This window comes from Empedobacter sp. UBA2044, assembly GCF_002333005.1.
In the GTDB taxonomy this organism is placed as follows: Bacteria; Bacteroidota; Bacteroidia; order Flavobacteriales; family Weeksellaceae; genus Empedobacter; species Empedobacter falsenii_B.
In genome coordinates, this window is sequence record NZ_DDBA01000023.1 from 54364 (window position 1) to 74054 (window position 19691).

Consider the following 19691-nt stretch of genomic DNA (forward strand, 5'->3'; position numbering starts at 1 on the left):
AATTATGATTTACGATAGACAATATCTTAAAAAGACAAAAATTGTTGCGACTTTAGGTCCGGCAACCGATAGTCCAGAGATTTTATTAGAAATGATGAGAAAAGGAACAGATGTGTTCCGTATCAACTTTTCGCACGCAGACTATGCGGATGTGAAACGTAAGATTGAAACAATTCATCAATTAAATAACGATCATGGCTACAATACAGCAATTTTAGCGGATTTACAAGGTCCTAAGTTGCGTATTGGAAAAATGGAACACGAAGATTTCGTAATCAATCCAGGAGATATTTTAACTTTCACAAACGAGGATGTTGTAGGAACGAAAGAAAAAGTTTTTATGACGTACAAAAAGTTTGCGCAAGATGTGCAAGTGGGAGAAAATATTTTGATTGATGACGGAAAATTAATCTTCAAAGTAATCGAGACAAACGGAACAGATACTGTAAAAGCAGAAACGATTCAAGGAGGTCCGCTACGTTCTAAAAAAGGAGTTAACTTACCAAATACCAATATTTCTTTACCTGCTCTAACAGATAAAGATAAAGAAGATGCAAAATTTGCAATCGAAAATCGTGTCGATTGGTTTGCACTATCTTTTGTACGTTCTGGACAAGATGTAAAAGATTTATCTGATTTTATCAAAGAACATGGAACAGTAAAAATTCCAATTATCTCTAAAATTGAAAAACCTGAAGCATTAGAAAATATCGATGATATTTTAGAATTTTCGGATGGATTAATGGTTGCTCGTGGAGATTTAGGTGTTGAGGTTCCGTTTGAAATCGTTCCAAAAGCGCAAAAACAATTAATTGACAAAGCGAAATTAGCGCGTAAGCCAGTTATTGTTGCAACACAAATGATGGAAACAATGATTTCGAGTTTAACACCAACTCGTGCGGAAGTTTCTGACGTTGCAAATGCAGTTTTTGATGGAGCAGATGCGGTAATGTTATCTGGAGAAACTTCTGTAGGGCAATATCCTGTACAAGTTATCGAGAAAATGACAAAAATTCTTCAAACTGTTGAAGATGATGAGCACGTACATGTACCAGAACACAAACCAAAGATCAAAAACGAACGTTTCGTAACTGATATGGTTTGTTACAATGCAGCTAAAATGGCAGAAGATACAGGAGCGAAAGCAATTGCAACGTTGACGTATTCTGGTTATACCGCTTTCCAAATTTCATCACATCGTCCAAATTCATTTATTTTGGTTTTCAATCCAAGTAAACGTATTAACCGTATGTTGAACCTATTATGGGGAGTAAAAGCAATCAATTACGATCCTCGCGATACATCTACGGATCAAACGGTTACTGAAGTAAATATCTTGGCGAAAAATGCGGGTTTTGTAGAATATGGTGATTATATCATCAATCTGAATGCAATGCCAGCATTTGAGAAAGGAATTACCAATACATTACGTATTTCGATGATTTAATAAAATCAATACTAATACTTTAAAGCGTTCAATTTTGAACGCTTTTTTTGTGTTTAAAAGAAAAATCATAATAGAATGTTATGATATAGTAGTTTTTAATATCTTTACGAGTTCGAATTAGAAGAATTTATGTGTATTTATAATGTGATCTTATCTGGTGGTGTTGGGAGTAGACTTTGGCCACTTTCACGAAAAAGTCATCCCAAACAATATTTACCTCTGTTTAATGGGCAATCTTTATTTGAGTTAACGATTCAGAGAAATCGTCCAATTGCTGATAAATTAATGGTGATTGGGAATAAAGATAATGACCATTTAAGTCAAGAAGTGCTTGATAAAATGAATGTTGAATACACAAAAATTGTAGAGGCTGTTCCACGTAATACTGCAGCGGCAATTGCATTTGCAGCTTTAGCGGTTGAGGATGATGATATTCTAATTGTGACACCTTCTGATCATTTGATTGAAGATATGGAAGCCTATCAAGAAGCGATGAATAGAGCAATCGAATTAGCACAAAATGACTATATCGTCACATTTGGAGTGCATCCAACTCGTCCAGAAACAGGTTATGGCTATATCGAACACAAAGAAGACACTGTGTTATCGTTTCGCGAAAAACCCAATCATATTACGGCGCAAGATTTTATCGAGCAAGGTAATTTTTTGTGGAACAGTGGAATGTTTTGTTTCAAAGCACGTGTTTTATTGAAAGAACTAAAGAAATTTGAAAAAGAAATTTACGAAGCTTCAAAAATTGCTTGGTCTGAAAATATTAACGGGGAGTTGAACGAAGAACTTTCAATGAATATTCCATCAAATAGTATCGATTACGCCGTAATGGAACGAAGCAAGAAGATAAAAGTAGTTCCAGCAAAATTTGTTTGGAATGATTTAGGTTCTTTCGAATCCTTGTATGATTATTTTGTGATGAACGGACATTATGTCGATCGTAATGGAAACATGGTGATTGGAACAGATGTTTATACTTCTTTTGTTGGTTTACAAAACACTATTTTTGTGAATACCCCAACCGCGAATTTAATTCTACAAAAAGAATATTCGCAGGAAGTAAAGAATGTTTATACGCATTTAGAAAAAAGAAATTCTGAATTAATTTAAATACCTAACACTCGATTTGAGTGCTTTTTTTATGTCATAAAAGCTTACAATTAATTCAATATAAATCCCTAAATTTGTCGTTCCAACAATAGTATTATAAATGACAACTGGAATAACTTTCGGAATATTTGACCTTCTTCATGCAGGTCATGTAATGATGCTCGAAGAAGCCAAAAGACAATGCGACTACCTAATTGTAGGACTTAATACAGATCCTGCAACAGTAGACCCTTCAAAAAATAGTCCAACACAATCCATCGTAGAGCGCTATATACAATTGGAAGGTTGTCGATATGTCGACGAAATAATCCCATACGAAACCGAACAAGATTTGTTTGATATGTTAAGTGCTTTACCCATAAATGTTAGAATTATAGGGGAAGAATACCGAAATATCGACTTTACGGGAAAACAATATTGTTTAGATAATCATATTCAAATTTACTACAACAAGCGTACACACCGCTTCTCTAGTTCAGGATTAAGAAAAGTAGTTGCGACTTCTGAAAAGGAGAAATAATGAAAACAGTATTCATAACTGGTGTAGCTGGTTTCATAGGTTACCATTTAGCTGAAAAATTAATCGAAAAAAACATCAAAGTTGTTGGAATTGATAACATTAACGATTATTACACTGTTCAGTTAAAATATGATCGATTAAAAGAATTAGGAATCAATCAAGAATTTGCTTCAAATTTTGGGCAGAAAGTTCTTTCTTCTAAACACGAAGAAAAGATGATTTTCTATCGAATGAATTTAGAAGATAAAGAGTCATTGGCTCAACTTTTTAAAACATATTCGTTTGATGCGGTTGTTAATATGGCAGCTCAGGCTGGTGTTCGGTATAGTATCGAAAATCCTGATGCCTATGGACAGAGTAATTTGGTTGGTTTTCTAAATATTTTAGAATGTTGCCGAAATTATAACGTCAAAAAATTACTGTACGCAAGTAGTTCAAGTATTTACGGAAACTCTTCAGATGTTCCTTTTTCAACAAATCAAAATGTTGATCATCCTATTAGTTTATACGCAGCTACTAAAAAAGCAAACGAGCTAATGGCGCATGCGTATAGTCATTTATACAATTTCCAAACGATAGGTTTGCGCTTTTTCACGGTTTATGGACCTTGGGGACGACCAGATATGGCCATGTTTTTGTTTACAGATGCTATATTGAATCATCAACCTTTAAAAGTTTTTAATCACGGTGATTTGTCACGCGATTTCACTTACATTGATGATATTATTCAAGGAATAGACAAAATACTTGAAGATAAAAATACAAACGAAAAATACCAATTATACAATATAGGAAATAGTAAACCTGTTCAATTAATGGATTTTATCAAAGAAATCGAAAAGTCAACAGGAGAAAAAGCTATTTTAGAAATGTATCCGATGCAAGCAGGAGATGTCAATCAAACATGGGCTGATGTCCAAGAGTTGAAAGATAAATTTGGTTATCATCCTAATTATCCTGTTGACAAAGGAGTGTATAACTTTGTACAATGGTACAGAAAATATTATAATATATAATGAATCAACAACATAAAATAGCAGTAATTGGCTTAGGGTACGTAGGTTTACCTTTGGCTCGATTATTTGCAACAAAATACCCTGTTGTCGGGTTTGATATCAATCAGAAACGTATTGCTGAATTAAATAATGGAGTAGATTCAACTTTAGAAGTTGAGAATAATGTTTTACAAAATGTTTTATCAACACAAAATCCTTTTATTCAAGTAGAAAATGGATTGTTTTGTTCATCAGATATAACGGATATTGAAGATGCGACAATTTATGTGGTAACCGTTCCTACGCCAGTGGACAAAAATAATCGACCAGACTTGACTCCTTTGAAAAAAGCTTCGGAAACGGTAGGTAAAGTGTTGAAAACAAATGATATTGTTATTTATGAATCTACAGTTTATCCAGGTGTTACAGAAGAAGAATGTATTCCAGTATTGGAACATTCTTCGGGATTGAAGTTTAACCAAGATTTTTATGCGGGATATTCTCCAGAGCGAATTAATCCAGGCGATAAAAAACACACGGTTGAGAAAATTTTAAAAGTCACATCAGGTTCAACGCCAGAAATTGGAAAAATTGTTGACGATTTATATCAATCCGTAATTGTCGCAGGGACGCATTTAGCACCGACAATCAAGGTTGCAGAAGCATCGAAAGTGATCGAAAATTCACAACGTGATATCAATATTGCATTCATCAATGAATTATCGAAGATTTTTTCGCTAATGGATATTGATACCAATGATGTGTTGGAAGCTGCTGGAACAAAATGGAATTTTTTACCATTCAAACCAGGACTTGTTGGTGGACATTGTATCGGTGTTGATCCATTTTATTTGGCTCAAAAAGCACAAGAAATTGGATATTATTCTGAATTAATTTTAGCAGCAAGACGATTGAATGATTCTATGGGAGCATTTGTAGCTTCTCAGGTTGTTAAATTGTTAATTAACAACGATATCAAAGTTAAAGGCGCGAAAATTCTCAATTTAGGAATTACCTTTAAAGAAAATTGCCCCGATATACGAAATTCAAAAGCAATTGATGTGATACATGCTTTAGAAGAATATGGAATAGAGGTGACAACGTTAGACCCTTGGGCTAACCCAGATGAGGTAAACCATGAATACGGAATAACTTTTTGTAATACATTGGATCAGGTTTTCCAGTTCACTAATTCACCAGTTCGCCAATTCGACGCCATTATCTTGACTGTTTCACACGACGAATTTTTAAATCTTCAGTTAACGGATTATTTAAAAGAAAACGGAGTGATTTATGATGTAAAAGGGGCTTTGCCTAAAGAAGAAGTTGATAAACGACTATAAAATACTATGAAAACTATTTTAATTACAGGTGGAGCTGGATTTATCGGTTCTCACGTTGTAAGAGAATTTGTCTTAAACTATCCTGAAACAAAAATCATCAACCTTGATGCGTTGACGTATGCAGGAAATTTAGAAAATTTAAAAGATATTCAAAATCAGCCTAATTATACATTTGTAAAGGCAGATATTACGGATGCGAAACATATTTTAGAGGTTTTTGAAAAACATCAACCAGATGGAGTAATCCATTTAGCTGCCGAATCTCACGTAGATCGTTCGATTACAAATCCGTTAGATTTTGTGATGACGAATGTGATTGGTACGGTTAATCTTTTGAATGCTGCAAAAACAATTTGGAACAATAATTTCGAAGGAAAACGTTTTCACCATGTTTCGACAGATGAGGTTTTTGGTGCATTAGGTGATGAAGGTTTTTTTACGGAAGAAACGTCTTATGATCCGCATTCACCCTATTCGGCTTCAAAAGCATCTTCGGATCATTTTGTAAGAGCCTATCATGACACCTATGGTTTACCAATTGTGATGACGAATTGTTCGAACAATTATGGTCCAAATCATTTCCCAGAAAAATTAATTCCGTTGTGTATTCATAATATTTTAAATAATAATCCACTTCCAATTTATGGAGATGGAAAATATACGCGCGATTGGTTATTTGTAATCGATCATGCCAAGGCGATTGATTTAGTTTTCCATGAAGGAAAAAATGGAGGTTCTTACAATGTAGGAGGTTTCAATGAGTGGAAAAACATCGATTTGGTGAAAGAATTGTGTAAACAAATGGACGAAAAATTGGGTAAAGAAGCAGGTACTTCAGAACAATTGATCACCTTCGTAAAAGATCGTCCCGGTCACGATTTACGTTATGCTATTGATGCAACAAAAATCAACGAGGAATTAGGCTGGAAACCAAGTGTGACGTTTGAGCAAGGTTTGAGTCTAACAATTGATTGGTTTTTATCAAACAAAGAATGGTTAGACAATGTAACGTCTGGCGATTACCAAAATTATTACGAAAAACAGTATAATTAATAGTTAATAAGGTTAAGAAAGTTAAGAAAGTTAAGAAAGTTAATAAAGTTAAGAAAGTTAAGAAAGTTAAGAAAGTTAGTTCTCCCCATTTCTCTATTTTCTCATTTCAACTTAAGCCTTTTTTACCACCACACATATAAAACTTTAAAAAATATGGCTAGTCATAAAGAATTAAAAGTTTGACAAGAATCTATGGATTTAGTCGTCTGTATTTATGAAACTGTAAAAATTTTCCCTAAAGAAGAACTTTACGGATTGACAAGTCAAATGAAACGGAGTGCGGTCTCTATCCCAAGTAATATTGCAGAAGGAGCAGGTCGACAAAGTCAAGCTGAGTTTATACGTTTTCTTTATATTGCGCTAGGTTCAGTAAGTGAACTTGAAACGCATTTGGAAATAGCTTTTCGATTAGGATTTATTGGTAATTTAATACAATTTCAAAAGAGTATAAATTATATAAAAAGTATGCTTTCTAAATTGATTAAATCATTGAGAATAGATTAACCTTTTTATATCTATCTAACCTTATCAACCTTTTATAACCTTATCAACTTTATTAACATTATAAAACAATATTGACAATTAAATGAAAGCAACAGAAACGAAATTAAAAGGTTGTTTTATTTTAGAACCAACTGTTTTTGAAGACTCGAGAGGTTATTTCTTCGAATCATACAACGAGAATAAATTGGAAGAAATTTTGGGATACAAACCAACTTTTGTTCAAGATAATCAGTCTAAATCTTCTTACGGGGTAGTTCGTGGATTACATATGCAAGCAGGAGAACATGCGCAAGCAAAGTTAGTTCGTGTGGTAGAAGGTGCTGTAATTGATGTTGCAGTTGATGTTCGTCCAGGTTCTGAAACCTATGGTCAATCAGTTGCGGTTGAATTATCTGCAGAAAATAAAAAACAATTGTTTATTCCGAGAGGCTTTTTACATGGTTTTTCGGTGATTTCTGATTCAGCTACATTTTTCTATAAATGTGACAATGGGTATAATAAAGAGTCAGAAGACGGCGTTAACCCTTTAGACAGCGAACTGAATATAGATTGGCAAATTCCAACAGATAAAATGATTATTTCGGAGAAAGATGAAGAGGCGCAGTCGTTTGAGGAATTTAAAGTTAAGGGGTTAACAAGTGAACATGTGAAGAAGTGAAGGAGTTAACAAGTTCACAAGTTTACAAGTTCACAAGTTGACAAGTAAACAAGTGAAGAAGTGAAAAAGTGAAAGAGTTAACAAGTGAAGAAGTTAACAAGTGAAGAAGTGAAGAAGTGAAGGAGTTAACAAGTTCACAAGTTTACAAGTTCACAAGTTGACAAGTAAACAAGTGAAGAAGTGAAGGAGTGAAGAGGTGAAGGAGTTAACAAGTGAAGGAGTTAACAAGTGAAGGAGTTAACAAGTGAAGGAGTTAACAAGTAAACAAGTAAACAAGTTCACACGTTCATAAAAAAAAATCATGAAGAGCCATAAGGATTTATTAGTATATCAGAAATCATTAGATCTGGTCACAAATATTTATTCTATTACAGATTGCTTCCCAAAAGAAGAGCAATTTGGTTTGACAAACCAATTAAGAAGAGCATCAGTATCTGTCCCTTCTAATATTGCGGAAGGAGCTGGAAGAAAAAGTAAAAAAGAATTTATTCATTTTTTGTACATCGCTTTAGGCTCATTGAATGAAATTGAAACACAATTAGAAATATCTAAAAGATTAAATTATATAAGTAATTTAGATGATTTTGATACACAATTTTTACACATCAAAAGAATGCTCTTAAAATTAATCGAATCATTGAAAAGGGATATTGAAGAAGGTTAACAAGTGAAGGAGTGAAGAAGTGAAGGAGTGAAGAAGTTAACAAGTGAAGAAGTGAAAAAGTGAAGAAGTGAAGAGGTTAACAAGTGAACAAGTTACCAAGTGAAGAGGTGAAGAAGTGAAAGAGTTAACAAGTGAAGAAGTTTACACGTTTACAATTTTACAAGTTCACAATTTGACAAGTTAACAAGTGAAGAGGTTAACAAGTGAAAAAGTGAAGAAGTGACAAGTTCACACGTTTACACGTTCACCCTTTAACCATCTAACCGTTTTAACAACAAAAAAAACATGAAAGGAATAATATTAGCCGGAGGCTCAGGAACGCGATTACATCCATTGACGTTGGCTGTAAGTAAGCAGTTGATGCCGGTTTATGACAAACCAATGATCTATTACCCATTATCAACGTTGATGTTGGCGGGAATTAATGAGATTTTGATTATTTCTACTCCTCACGATTTACCACATTTTGAAAAATTATTAGGAGATGGTTCTCAAATCGGATGTAAATTTTCATATAAAGAACAACCAAGTCCAGATGGTTTGGCACAAGCTTTTATAATAGGAGAAGAATTTATTGGAAATGATAAAGTAGCATTAATATTAGGCGACAATATTTTCTATGCTTCTGGAATGTCTAAATTGTTACAAGATTCTGCAGATCCGAATGGAGGAGTAGTTTTTGCTTATCAAGTTTCTGATCCTGAACGTTATGGTGTTGTTGAATTTGATAAAGACAATAAAGTTGTTTCTATTGAAGAAAAACCATCTGAACCAAAATCAAATTATGCTGTTCCGGGATTGTATTTTTATGACAACGACGTGGTAGAAATTGCCAAAAACATTCAACCTTCTTCTCGAGGAGAATTAGAGATTACCGATATTAACGCTGAATATCTGAAGAGAGGTAAATTGAAAGTAGGTGTTTTCAATCGAGGTACCGCTTGGTTAGATACTGGGACAATCAATTCGTTGATGCAAGCCGGGCAGTTTGTTCAAGTAATCGAAGAACGTCAAGGAATGAAAATTGGTGCGATTGAAGAAGTCGCATATCGTATGGGATATATTAGTAAGGAACAATTATGTAAAGTAGCTGAACCATTAAAGAAAAGTGGTTATGGGGAGTATTTAATAAATATTTGTAAATAGATCGATGAGTTATCTAAAACCTAAAGTAAAAAATGTTTTTTCATTATTAAAGAATAATAAGAAAATAATTGAAAACTATTTTTTTATGACCATCTTACAAGTGTTAAATTCTTTTTTCTATTTATTAATATATCCTTTTTTGATTAGGACTTTGGGATTAGAAAGCTATGGTCTTTTTGTTTTTGCGATGTCTATAACTACGTACTTTATCTTTTTAGTTAATTTTGGTTTTGATTTACCTGCTACGAAGGCTATTGCATTAAATGTTGATGATAAAAAATCATTGCAAAAAACACTTTCTTGTGTCTTAACAGCTAAGTTTTATTTATTTATTTTAGCAAGTGTAGTTTTAATGTTTTTATGTTTTCTCATTCCATTATTTAGAAATAATTATCAATTGTTTTTAATTTGTTTTACACAGATTATTTCATTTATAATTTTTCCACAATGGTATTTTCAGGCAATTCAAAAAATGAAAATAGTAACCTATATACAATTAGGATTAAAGTTATTATCACTTCCTGCTATTTTTCTCATAATTAAGAATGCTGATGATTTAAATATTTACGCTTTAATTGTCTCTTTAAGCAGTATTTTAGGTGGACTAATAGCTTTTTTAATAATAACTTTCAAACATCATTTAAAAGTTACCTTTGTAAATTATGGTGAACTTAGAATATGGTTTAAAGATGCTTTACCTTTTTTCTTAAGCACTTCAGCAGGAGTGTTTAAAGAACAAAGTATCGTAATTATCATAGGTTCCTTTTTTGGAATGAAAGATGTTGCGATTTATGATTTAGCCAGTAAAATAATCATTGTACCTCGAACCATTTTTATGAGTATTAATGGAGCAATTTTCCCGAAATTAATCAATAATATTGATAAAGATAAAATTAAAAAATTGATTAATCTAGAAACACTTATTTCTTTAAGTGTCATTGTTTTTATTGGGTTATTTGGAAAGTGGATTGTACAATTTATGGGTGGAATAGATATGTTATCAGCTTATCCGTTATCAATTTTATTAAGTGTTACTGTAATGACTTGGCTAGTTGTTGGAGCATATATTAGTTTTGTTTTTATTCCTAACAATAAATATTTTTTGGTTACCAAAAACCAATTAATAGCCTTAGTTAGCTTTGCTTTATATACAACTATTGGTTTATTGTTATATCAAAATATTTTAGTTTTTGGTGCCGCAATGGCTTTATCTGGAATAACTGAAATTCTTTATTGTAAATTTGTAAGCAAAAAACACAAAATGCTATGATTGTAAACCCAAAAGTTTCCATTTTAGTTCCAATTTATGGAGTAGAAAAGTTCATTGAACGTTGTGCAATTTCTTTATTTGATCAAACATTTCAAGATATTGAATATATTTTTGTGAATGACTGTACTCCTGATAACTCTATAGATATTCTAATAAACACGCTTGAAAGATATTCGCATAGAAAAGCTCAAGTAAAAATTATTAATCATGATGCTAATAAAGGGTTAGCAGGTGCTAGAAATACTGGGGTTCAAAATGCTAGTGGAGATTATATTTTGCACGTAGATAGTGATGATTATTTAGAATTAAACGCTATTGAATTGTTATATAATAAAGCCTTTGAAGAGAATTCAGATATAGTTGTTTGTGATTTTATTATGGAGTGGCCTGAAACCTCTATGAAAGTTATTCAAAATATTGATGTAAAAGATAAGTTTGAATTTTTAAACCTGCTTTTGTCAGGACAGACTATGACATGTGTTTGGAATAAGTTAATAAAAAGAGATTTGTACGTAAAGAATTCTGTTAGAACAATTGAAGGTGTTAATTTAGGTGAAGATTTTACAGTTATACCAAAGTTGGTTTTTTATGCCAATTCCATAAGTAAAGTAAATAAATATTTATATCATTATGTTCAATTTAATTCTCAATCTTATACAAAAAATATAAATTTAAAATATATCAATAATTTAGAAACGGTAATTTCATCGTTAGATTCTTTTTTTGTTAATAATAATTTAGATGATCATTATCGTTTGAGTTTACTTGAATGTAAATTGAGGAAAAAATTGGAATTAATTATAAAAGTCAATAAAGATTTAATAAGTTATGTTCTTGATTTATATCCTGAAACTAAAGAAATTGAAGGTAATGTTATTTTACCAAAAAGAGATAAAATCACTTTTTTTGTAATGAAAAAATGTTCAAGAAAGTTCATTGAATACTATTCAATTTGCTTCAAATTTTTATTTAGTATAAATCAAAAAATGAAAAAAAGATAGTGAAAATAGTACATGTACTTAATTCTCTAACAATTGGAGGTAGAGAAAAGGTCGTCATTGAATTATGTAATGAATTAGCAAGAAGTGAAAGTGTAGTTATAATTACTTTATCAAATGATAATAATTTACAGAAAGATATTTTACATCCTAACATCAATTTAATAGAACTACCATTTAGTTCAAATATTTTTGGATTAATTAAATTATGGATTATAGGTTTTTTCTTATTGAAAAGTAAATTAAAAAGTATTAAACCAGATATAATTCACAATCATTTGTATTATCATTATTTCCTTTTTTTAACATTAGTATGTAATGTTGGAGGGTTTAGGAGCAAATCTTTTAGAACGGTTCATACAAGTGGGCTATTTTATGAGAATAAAGGAATTCTAAACAAATTTAGACTTTCAATTGAAAAATTAGCTAGTAAACTAAATAAGCCTTATCTAGTTTCAATTTCAAGATCGGTGTATGATAATAATGTTTTTCATTTTAAAGATTATTACGCAAATAATAAATATATACCAAATGGAGTAAATTTTAAATTATTTGAACAAGAATTAATAACAATACAAAGAGCTGATTTTAAATTTTCTGATCATGATTTTGTTGGCATATATGTGTCAAGATTAGATAATGGAAAAAAACATCATTTAGTTATAAATCAAATTCATAAAATGAAGAAAGAAGGATATGATATTAAAATGTTGTTTGTTGGAGATGGTAAATTAAGAAATGAATTACAAAATCTAGTAGTGTCAAAAAGCTTACAAACAAATATTTTTTTTATTGGTTTTACAACAAATGTTTCAAGTTATTTAAAAATAGCTGATTTTTCAGTTTTTCCATCTGAATTTGAAGGATTTGGTCTTTCTTTAATTGAAAAGATGTATTTTAAGCTCCCTGTGATTGCTTCAAATATTGATGTGTTTGAAGAAGTTATACAGGATAATTTTAATGGTTTTCTATTTGATTTAAAGAAGGAAGACGAATTAAAAAACAAAATTATTTCTTTAATGAATAATAAAGAAAAGTTCAAATCTATAGGAGAGAATGCCAAAGAAACAGCAATGAAATTTAATATTAAAAATATAGCTAGCGAAACACTAGAGTATTATAGAAAAAGTTTAGACCAATGTTATTAAAAATATCGCAATACATCATTTTATTTCTTTATATATATTCCATCCAGTTTATTGGACTTCCTTTTGGAATTGGAACAAGGGTTGTATTAGCTATTTTGGGTCTTTGTTTGTTTTTCCTAAATATCAAGAAAAAACTAAGTTTTAATTCTGATTTTTTGAAGCTTATGTTTATACTAATTTTATTGAGTTTAGTTTCTTTATTTTCTACTCTTGTTAATATTACTAACGACTATCAATTTGTAGGGTATTCATTTTCCTTATTGTTAATATTTTTAGCATCCTATTTTACATTTAATTTTTTTTTAATAAAAAAAGAAGTTTCTAGTAATAACTATTTTAAGGTAATTTCAGAGGGAATTATTTATATTGTTTTAATTCAGAGTTTTTTAGCATTTGTAATGTTTTTCTATAGCCCAGTAGCAGATTTTTTAAATTCAATTCAAGTATTTATTGATTTAGATAAGGATAAATTAGAAGAAGCCTTGGAACTTCGATTAGTCGGTTTTGGAATAAAATTTTTTGCATTTGGTATAGTAAATGGCTATGCATTAATATTATTAGCATCACTGTTAAAAAAAGAAAATTATACTCCTTCTAAGCGTGTATTTCTTTGGTTAACCTATTTTGTAATTTTTTTAATAGGAATGATGGCTGCAAGAACTACAGTTATTGGTTTCTGTTTATCAATGTTGCTGTATTTTAATCCTTTTCAAAAAAAAATAAAAATAAAAACAAAAGACAAATGGAAATTAATAGCATATTTCATTTTACTATTGTTTTTAGTTTATTTTGTAAATATAAGTTTGTTCCATTCAGATAATAGTAAATTTAATCAATTATTTGACTTCGGTTTTGATTTATTTATTAATTTTTTTGAAACAGGAAATGCCAACTCTGCATCATTAAACCAAATGAATGAAATGTATATTTGGCCAACCGAATTGGAAACATATGTAATAGGTGATGGAAGATTTATGGGAGTAGGTTCTGATTATTATTATAAAGGAACTGATATTGGATGGATTAGACTTCTATATTACTTCGGTATTCCTGGAACAGTAATTTATTTCATCACTCACTATTTTATTATAAGAAAAAGTATAAAAAGATATCCTATATATAAAGTTACTTTCTGGATGCTTCTTATATATTTTTTTATTTTAAATTTTAAAGGATTTTCAGATATAATCTTTTTAATTATTCCATTTTTACTCACAATAAATATTAAAAATAAGTCTTTAAATGAAGTACAAAGATAAATATGACTTAATTTTTCTAACCACCCATCAAAATAATAATTATATATTCGAATTGTTAAATTCTATAAATATTATAGAAGATTTTAATCTGTTTGTTCTCATTTTATCGCAAGATGTAAAATTAGAGATTTCGGAGTATAAATTTGATATAGAAGTGGTAGAAATTGGTAAAATGTCTCTTTCCAAAGCAAGAAATATTGGTTTGAAGTTTTTATCAAAAAATAATATAAATTCTAGATATATCATGTTTCCTGATGATGATTCAACTTTTGATATTTCTTTCTTTGAGAATTTTAATAACGTTACTGAATCAGGTGATAATTTCATTATACCAATTTATTGTAAAAACTCAGATAAAAAATTATACTTAGGAAAAAAATTAAAAGAAGGAGAACTGTTAAATTACAAAAATCATTATATGATAGGATCCCCAAATCAAATAATTAATTATGAACGAAATGTTATTAGTATAAATTTTGACGAGAAGTTAGGTGTTGGTGCTGTTTATGGTAGTTGTGAGGATTTTGATTTATTTATTAGATTAAACAATAAAGGAGAAAAGTTTTATTATTCTAGTATCTTGTATAATTATCATCCAGAGAAGATGAATTCTTTTAGAAACTTAGATAGTAATTCTATTTATAATAGAATTACCTCATATAGTTTAGGTTTTATTTATATTTTGGAAAAATATAAACTTTTTTCATTACTGCCCTATTTCTTTATAAGACCAATTTTAGCAAGTTTTTTTTATTTATTAAAACTAAACTTTAAGCTATTTTGGGTTTATTTTAGATTACTTTTTTTTAGAGTTTTAAACACATTTAAGTTTTTAATAAAATGAAAAATTATTCTTTAATTCAAATATTACTTTTGTTTATTTATAAAATACGGGGATACTTTTTATTTAAGAATGCTCGAATTATACGTTTCCCTTTCAGAGTTAGAGGAAAAAGGTTTATAGAAATAGACAAAGGATTTACAACAGGTTTTAATTGTCGCTTAGATGCTTTTGATTTTAATAATTCCAATAAGTTTCTAATAAAAATAGGTGCAAATGTTGAGATAAATGATGATGTACACATTGCTGCTGTTGAATGTGTTGAAATCGGAGATAATGTATTGATTGCAAGTAAAGTATTCATTACAGATCATAATCATGGTAATTATAGTGGAAGTGAGATGCATGATTCTCCATTAACAATACCTAAATCTAGAAAAATTTATACAAATCCAGTTAAAATTGAAGATAATGTTTGGCTTGGAGAATTTGTTTCTATATTGCCAGGAGTAACAATTGGTAAAGGTGCTATTATTGGGACTATGAGTGTTGTTACTAAAAATATACCTCCTTATTCAATAGCAGTTGGTTCACCTGCTAGAGTTATTAAAACATTTGATTTTAATACTCAAGAATGGGTTATTTGTTAGATTTAATTCTTATTTAATTTATGATTAATATATCAATTGTAACATATAATACATCTCATAAAGATCTAGATTTATTGCTCAAATCTTTTGGAAAGGTACAAACAGATATACAAATTTATATTGTTGATAATTCGCCAACAAATGCATTAAGTTTTTATTTTGAGAAGAAACTTAATGTGATTTATATTCATAATCCAAGCAATCCTGGTTTTGGTGCATCTCACAATGTTGCAATAGATTTATCCATTAAAAATAATGTTTCATACCATTTTATTGTAAATCCTGATGTCTATTTTAAAGAAGATGTAGTTTCAAAAATGGTAGAATATATGAAGAAAGATAGTAAAATTGGAATGATGATGCCTCAAATACTTAACTTGGATGGTACAGTACAAAATTTACCTAAACTACTACCTTCTCCTTTTAGTGTAATTCTTCGAAAATTGAAAAAACCTCGATTTATTTATAAACCTTTTATAAATAAATATGAATTAAGAAATGTTCAAAAGGACTTAATATATGAGGCTCCCATTTTATCAGGCTGCTTTACTTTACTAAATATAGAGGCAATAAAGGAAATTGGAGTTTATGATGATGTGTTTTTTATGTACTTTGAAGACTGGGATTTATCAAGAAGAATGAATCAAAAATACAAAACTATTTACTATCCAAAAGCTTCTGTATATCACGGATATGAGTCTGGTGCGAACAAAAGTAAAAAGCTCTTTAAAATATTTTTAAAATCATTTAAACATTATTTTAATAAATGGGGCTGGTTTTTTGATAAGAATAGAAGAATTATTAATAGAAAGACAATAGAAAATGTTAAGAGTAAACTTATTAATTAGCTTATTGTTTTTTGTTACTATAAGTTGTGGTCAAAATAATCAACAAAATGTAAATCGTAATTACAATATTGTTTTAGGAGAAAAGTATAAAAGTAAAAATTTAGAAGCTTCAAAGATATTATTAAGCTATTTAAATAATAATGTTAAGCTATTAGATACTTCAAATAAAGCTATAAACGCGATAGAAATAAGTACTGTTGATAATTTAAAACCCTGTGAATTCATTATCCAGAATAAGAATGGGGTAATTAGTTTTCAAGGTGGAAATGAAAAAGGGACACTATATGCTGTTAGTACTTTTATTGAGGATGAATTAAAGGTAAAATGGTATACTTATCAAGATAAGACAGAAGGTTTAGAATCTATAATAATAAAGCCCAACTACTACAAAAGATCAACTCCTTCATTTGAATTTAGGTCAATCTATTCAAATGATTTTTTACAACATACTGATTATGCTGATTTTCATAAAATTAATTATGCTTTTGAAGGCAGAAAGCTGTACGCTCATTCATTTGACGATTTTGTAAGTCCGCAAAAATATTTTAATAGCCACCCTGAATATTTTGCTGAAGTTAATGGTAAAAGAATAAAAGATCAATTATGTTTAAGTAAACCAGAAGTTTATGAAATTGTAAAGAATGAATTAGCACAAAAAATAAAACAAAACCCTGAAATAAAAAATTGGTCATTTAGCCAAAATGATAATAGGCATGTTTGTCAATGTAATCTTTGCCGATCAAAAATTACTAATGATAATGATTTTTCAGAGATATTAATTCCTTTCGTAAATAAATTAGCTTCTGATTATCCAAATGTTACAATAAGTACTTTGGCTTTTAATCAAAGTATGAAACCTCCTAAAAGAGTAATTCCTCGAAAAAATATAGAAATTATGTTTTGCATAGCAGATTATGATCGATTTTATTCTTTTGGAGAAGCAAAAGATGAAAAATCAGTAATAACATATAATGCTTTTAAAAAATGGAGTCAAGTATCAGATAATATTTTTATATGGGATTATACTGTAAACTTTTTTAATACAATTAGCCCGTTTCCTAATATTCAGACTTTTCAAAAAACATTGAAAAAGTTTTCAGACTACAAGGTTAAAGGAGTTTTTATGCAAGGAGTAGGTGAGCAGGTAGGAGAATTTGCTGAATTAAAATCATACTTATTAAGTAAAATGTTATGGAATGTAAATGTAGACAGCGAAGTGGTAACTAAAGAGTTTATGAAAAATTACTATGGACCTGGATGGGAAAATTTATATTTATATCTTACTGTAGTATATCAAAATAATAAAGGTAAATTCTTTTTATCGAACTGGGAGGATTATAATACTGCTTCATTTGACACTTATAAAAATTATGAAAACTATAAAGCGTTTTTTACAAAAGCACTTTCTGCTGCTAAAACAGAAGAACAACAAAAAAGAATTACTAAAGAATTATTAAGCCTTCAATATAACTACATAGAGAATGCAAAATTGTCTAAATTTAAGAATGGTAAACTTAGTCATATTATTTCTGAATTTAAAAAGAATTCAAAGTTTGTCAATCTTGATTTTGTTAGATATAAGGATTATAAAGTTGTAGATTATCTAAAATCTTTCGAATAAAATATGAAAATCACAATAACTGGTGCATCTGGCTTTGTTGGAGCAAATCTGTCAGCTTATCTTACACAAAATAACCAAACTGTACAAGGCTTATCTTTAAGAGAGAATAACTGGACTGTAGCATTAGATAAAAGTGCTGATGCTATTATTCATCTTGCAGGTAAAGCTCATGATTTAGAAAATGTTTCGAATGAATCAGAATATTTTAAAATTAATAGAGACCTTACAATCGAATTATTCCAGGAATTTTTAAAGTCAGAGATTAAAGATTTTTTCTTTTTTAGTTCAGTAAAAGCTGTAGCAGATACGGCAGATGACATAGTGAAAGAAGATATTATACCAAATCCATTAACACCTTACGGAAAATCTAAATTTGAAGCAGAAGAATATTTATTGAATCAGCAATTGCCAGAAAGGAAAAGACTTTTTATTGTCCGTCCATGTATGATACACGGTACTGGCAATAAAGGAAACTTAAACTTATTATATAAAGTAGTGGAAAAAGGAATTCCATGGCCGTTGTCGGCTTTCGAGAATAACCGTTCGTTTCTAAGTATTGATAATTTATCGTATTTGGTGCATAAAATGTTAATCAATTCGGAGATAGCGTCTGGTGTTTATCATTTTGCTGATGATCAATCCTTATCAACAAATCAGTTAATTGTAGCAATGAATAAAGCATTAGACCGTAAGGCTAAATTTTTATCAATACCTAAGGGATTATTTGAGAAGGTAGCAAAGTGTGGAGATCTTATTAACTTTCCATTAAATTCAGAACGATTAAAGAAGTTAACGGAGAGTTACGTTGTTTCAAATCAAAAGATTAAATCAGCCTTAAATATTAAACAATTACCTTTGTCAGCAGAAGAAGGAATTATTAAAACTATTAAAAGCTTTAAGACTGGGAGTTAGTGATTAGTAATTAGGGGTTAGTGATTAGTAATTAGGGGTTAGTAACTAGTGACTAGTAACCAGTAATTAGTAACTAATAACCATTTTACCAATAACCATTCATTATTAACTAATAACTAACAATTATGACAAGAGTATTCGATTTTCTATTTTCATTTTTTGGCATTTTATGCCTTTGGCCAATCGGTATTATTTTATACATCATCGGTTTATTCGATACAGGTTCTCCTATTTTTATGCAAGAAAGAGTTGGGAAAAGTAAAAAACCCTTTAAACTGATTAAGTTTCGTACAATGGATGTAAATACCAAATCGGTTGCATCACATTTGGCCTCTCAAGCACAATTTACAAAATTTGGTGCTTTTTTACGTAAATCTAAATTAGATGAATTACCTCAATTAATTAATGTATTAAAAGGAGATATGAGTTTAGTTGGAGCGCGACCTTGCCTTTTTAATCAAACAGAATTAATTGCAGAGCGTGAGAAAAGAGGTGTGTTTAATTATTTACCAGGAATTACAGGTTTAGGGCAAATTAATAATGTAGATATGTCAACTCCTGAAAAATTAGCAAAATTAGACGCTGAAATGTATCAAACCATGTCTATTTCTAATTATTTTAAATATATTTTGGCTACCGTTACAGGAAGTGGACAAGGTGATGCTGTAAAGAAATAACATAATATAATAAAATAGATAAGGCTCCATTAGGAGCCTTTTTTATTTTGTATAATTGTGGGTACGTCATATCCT

The 19691-nt window shown here is 29.7% G+C and carries 20 protein-coding genes; all 20 read left to right on the top strand.

Translation table 11 applies throughout. The features are described 5' to 3' along the window. Window positions 1-4: 4 nt before the first annotated feature. The 20 genes from pyk (at window position 5) to B4E59_RS03850 (ending at window position 19616) form a co-directional block, all read left to right on the top strand. Window positions 5-1447 carry a pyruvate kinase gene (pyk, locus tag B4E59_RS03755; protein WP_291051405.1) on the top strand — a complete coding sequence of 481 codons (1443 nt, stop codon included), beginning with the start codon at window positions 5-7 and terminating at the stop codon, window positions 1445-1447. Between the two features lie 129 nt (window positions 1448-1576). After that, on the top strand, window positions 1577-2569 hold the full coding sequence (locus B4E59_RS03760) for a mannose-1-phosphate guanylyltransferase (RefSeq protein ID WP_280035073.1): 993 nt from the start codon (window positions 1577-1579) through the stop codon (window positions 2567-2569). Window positions 2570-2669: 100 nt separating this feature from the next. Next, entirely contained in the window at window positions 2670-3089 is a 420-nt protein-coding gene (locus tag B4E59_RS03765; RefSeq protein ID WP_291051408.1) for an adenylyltransferase/cytidyltransferase family protein, read from the top strand. Next, window positions 3089-4105, top strand: coding sequence for an NAD-dependent epimerase/dehydratase family protein (locus B4E59_RS03770; RefSeq protein ID WP_291051411.1), 1017 nt, complete (start codon window positions 3089-3091; stop codon window positions 4103-4105). Before B4E59_RS03765 ends, B4E59_RS03770 begins: the two co-directional genes overlap by 1 nt. Then, window positions 4105-5427, top strand: a complete 1323-nt coding sequence (locus B4E59_RS03775) for a nucleotide sugar dehydrogenase (protein WP_291051414.1) — start codon at window positions 4105-4107, stop codon at window positions 5425-5427. Before B4E59_RS03770 ends, B4E59_RS03775 begins: the two co-directional genes overlap by 1 nt. 6 nt (window positions 5428-5433) lie before the next feature. Then, window positions 5434-6480 carry a dTDP-glucose 4,6-dehydratase gene (rfbB, locus tag B4E59_RS03780; protein WP_291051417.1) on the top strand — a complete coding sequence of 349 codons (1047 nt, stop codon included), beginning with the start codon at window positions 5434-5436 and terminating at the stop codon, window positions 6478-6480. A gap of 192 nt (window positions 6481-6672) precedes the next feature. Further along, a complete protein-coding gene (locus B4E59_RS03785; protein ID WP_291051419.1) occupies window positions 6673-6984 on the top strand; it encodes a four helix bundle protein in 312 nt (103 codons plus the stop codon). 82 nt (window positions 6985-7066) lie between these two features. Beyond that, complete coding sequence (gene rfbC, locus B4E59_RS03790) at window positions 7067-7642, top strand: dTDP-4-dehydrorhamnose 3,5-epimerase (RefSeq protein ID WP_291051422.1); 576 nt, start codon at window positions 7067-7069, stop codon at window positions 7640-7642. Window positions 7643-7943: 301 nt separating this feature from the next. Continuing rightward, the gene (locus B4E59_RS03795) at window positions 7944-8306 is read left to right on the top strand and encodes a four helix bundle protein (RefSeq protein ID WP_038335987.1); all 363 of its coding nucleotides are present in this window, start codon (window positions 7944-7946) and stop codon (window positions 8304-8306) included. Between the two features lie 285 nt (window positions 8307-8591). Further along, on the top strand, window positions 8592-9452 hold the full coding sequence (gene rfbA / locus B4E59_RS03800; RefSeq protein WP_291051426.1) for a glucose-1-phosphate thymidylyltransferase RfbA: 861 nt from the start codon (window positions 8592-8594) through the stop codon (window positions 9450-9452). Window positions 9453-9456: 4 nt separating this feature from the next. Beyond that, the gene (locus B4E59_RS03805; protein WP_291051429.1) at window positions 9457-10722 is read left to right on the top strand and encodes an oligosaccharide flippase family protein; all 1266 of its coding nucleotides are present in this window, start codon (window positions 9457-9459) and stop codon (window positions 10720-10722) included. Then, complete coding sequence (locus B4E59_RS03810; protein WP_291051432.1) at window positions 10719-11723, top strand: glycosyltransferase family 2 protein; 1005 nt, start codon at window positions 10719-10721, stop codon at window positions 11721-11723. The genes B4E59_RS03805 and B4E59_RS03810 overlap by 4 nt, the downstream gene beginning before the upstream one ends. Then, a complete protein-coding gene (locus B4E59_RS03815) occupies window positions 11723-12868 on the top strand; it encodes a glycosyltransferase (RefSeq protein WP_291051435.1) in 1146 nt (381 codons plus the stop codon). The genes B4E59_RS03810 and B4E59_RS03815 overlap by 1 nt, the downstream gene beginning before the upstream one ends. Continuing rightward, window positions 12859-14127 carry a hypothetical protein gene (locus B4E59_RS03820; protein ID WP_291051438.1) on the top strand — a complete coding sequence of 423 codons (1269 nt, stop codon included), beginning with the start codon at window positions 12859-12861 and terminating at the stop codon, window positions 14125-14127. Before B4E59_RS03815 ends, B4E59_RS03820 begins: the two co-directional genes overlap by 10 nt. Beyond that, complete coding sequence (locus B4E59_RS03825) at window positions 14111-14971, top strand: glycosyltransferase family 2 protein (RefSeq protein ID WP_291051441.1); 861 nt, start codon at window positions 14111-14113, stop codon at window positions 14969-14971. The genes B4E59_RS03820 and B4E59_RS03825 overlap by 17 nt, the downstream gene beginning before the upstream one ends. After that, window positions 14968-15558 carry an LbetaH domain-containing protein gene (locus B4E59_RS03830; RefSeq protein ID WP_291051444.1) on the top strand — a complete coding sequence of 197 codons (591 nt, stop codon included), beginning with the start codon at window positions 14968-14970 and terminating at the stop codon, window positions 15556-15558. The genes B4E59_RS03825 and B4E59_RS03830 overlap by 4 nt, the downstream gene beginning before the upstream one ends. Window positions 15559-15578: 20 nt before the next feature. Next, the gene (locus B4E59_RS03835; RefSeq protein WP_291051447.1) at window positions 15579-16406 is read left to right on the top strand and encodes a glycosyltransferase; all 828 of its coding nucleotides are present in this window, start codon (window positions 15579-15581) and stop codon (window positions 16404-16406) included. Further along, the gene (locus B4E59_RS03840; protein WP_291051451.1) at window positions 16381-18027 is read left to right on the top strand and encodes a glycoside hydrolase family 20 protein; all 1647 of its coding nucleotides are present in this window, start codon (window positions 16381-16383) and stop codon (window positions 18025-18027) included. The genes B4E59_RS03835 and B4E59_RS03840 overlap by 26 nt, the downstream gene beginning before the upstream one ends. A 3-nt stretch (window positions 18028-18030) precedes the next feature. After that, a complete protein-coding gene (locus B4E59_RS03845) occupies window positions 18031-18939 on the top strand; it encodes an NAD-dependent epimerase/dehydratase family protein (protein ID WP_291051454.1) in 909 nt (302 codons plus the stop codon). Between the two features lie 125 nt (window positions 18940-19064). Then, the gene (locus B4E59_RS03850) at window positions 19065-19616 is read left to right on the top strand and encodes a sugar transferase (RefSeq protein WP_291051457.1); all 552 of its coding nucleotides are present in this window, start codon (window positions 19065-19067) and stop codon (window positions 19614-19616) included. Window positions 19617-19691 lie beyond the last annotated feature (75 nt).

Coding starts and splice junctions, on each gene's coding strand:
- B4E59_RS03765 (WP_291051408.1), top strand. CDS start 2,670: ATGACAACTGGAATAACTTTCGGAATATTTGACCTTCTTCATGCAGGT.
- rfbA (WP_291051426.1), top strand. CDS start 8,592: ATGAAAGGAATAATATTAGCCGGAGGCTCAGGAACGCGATTACATCCA.
- B4E59_RS03810 (WP_291051432.1), top strand. CDS start 10,719: ATGATTGTAAACCCAAAAGTTTCCATTTTAGTTCCAATTTATGGAGTA.
- rfbB (WP_291051417.1), top strand. CDS start 5,434: ATGAAAACTATTTTAATTACAGGTGGAGCTGGATTTATCGGTTCTCAC.
- rfbC (WP_291051422.1), top strand. CDS start 7,067: ATGAAAGCAACAGAAACGAAATTAAAAGGTTGTTTTATTTTAGAACCA.
- B4E59_RS03825 (WP_291051441.1), top strand. CDS start 14,111: ATGAAGTACAAAGATAAATATGACTTAATTTTTCTAACCACCCATCAA.
- B4E59_RS03845 (WP_291051454.1), top strand. CDS start 18,031: ATGAAAATCACAATAACTGGTGCATCTGGCTTTGTTGGAGCAAATCTG.
- pyk (WP_291051405.1), top strand. CDS start 5: ATGATTTACGATAGACAATATCTTAAAAAGACAAAAATTGTTGCGACT.
- B4E59_RS03785 (WP_291051419.1), top strand. CDS start 6,673: ATGGATTTAGTCGTCTGTATTTATGAAACTGTAAAAATTTTCCCTAAA.
- B4E59_RS03835 (WP_291051447.1), top strand. CDS start 15,579: ATGATTAATATATCAATTGTAACATATAATACATCTCATAAAGATCTA.
- B4E59_RS03820 (WP_291051438.1), top strand. CDS start 12,859: ATGTTATTAAAAATATCGCAATACATCATTTTATTTCTTTATATATAT.
- B4E59_RS03775 (WP_291051414.1), top strand. CDS start 4,105: ATGAATCAACAACATAAAATAGCAGTAATTGGCTTAGGGTACGTAGGT.
- B4E59_RS03830 (WP_291051444.1), top strand. CDS start 14,968: ATGAAAAATTATTCTTTAATTCAAATATTACTTTTGTTTATTTATAAA.
- B4E59_RS03850 (WP_291051457.1), top strand. CDS start 19,065: ATGACAAGAGTATTCGATTTTCTATTTTCATTTTTTGGCATTTTATGC.
- B4E59_RS03795 (WP_038335987.1), top strand. CDS start 7,944: ATGAAGAGCCATAAGGATTTATTAGTATATCAGAAATCATTAGATCTG.
- B4E59_RS03760 (WP_280035073.1), top strand. CDS start 1,577: ATGTGTATTTATAATGTGATCTTATCTGGTGGTGTTGGGAGTAGACTT.
- B4E59_RS03805 (WP_291051429.1), top strand. CDS start 9,457: ATGAGTTATCTAAAACCTAAAGTAAAAAATGTTTTTTCATTATTAAAG.
- B4E59_RS03840 (WP_291051451.1), top strand. CDS start 16,381: ATGTTAAGAGTAAACTTATTAATTAGCTTATTGTTTTTTGTTACTATA.
- B4E59_RS03770 (WP_291051411.1), top strand. CDS start 3,089: ATGAAAACAGTATTCATAACTGGTGTAGCTGGTTTCATAGGTTACCAT.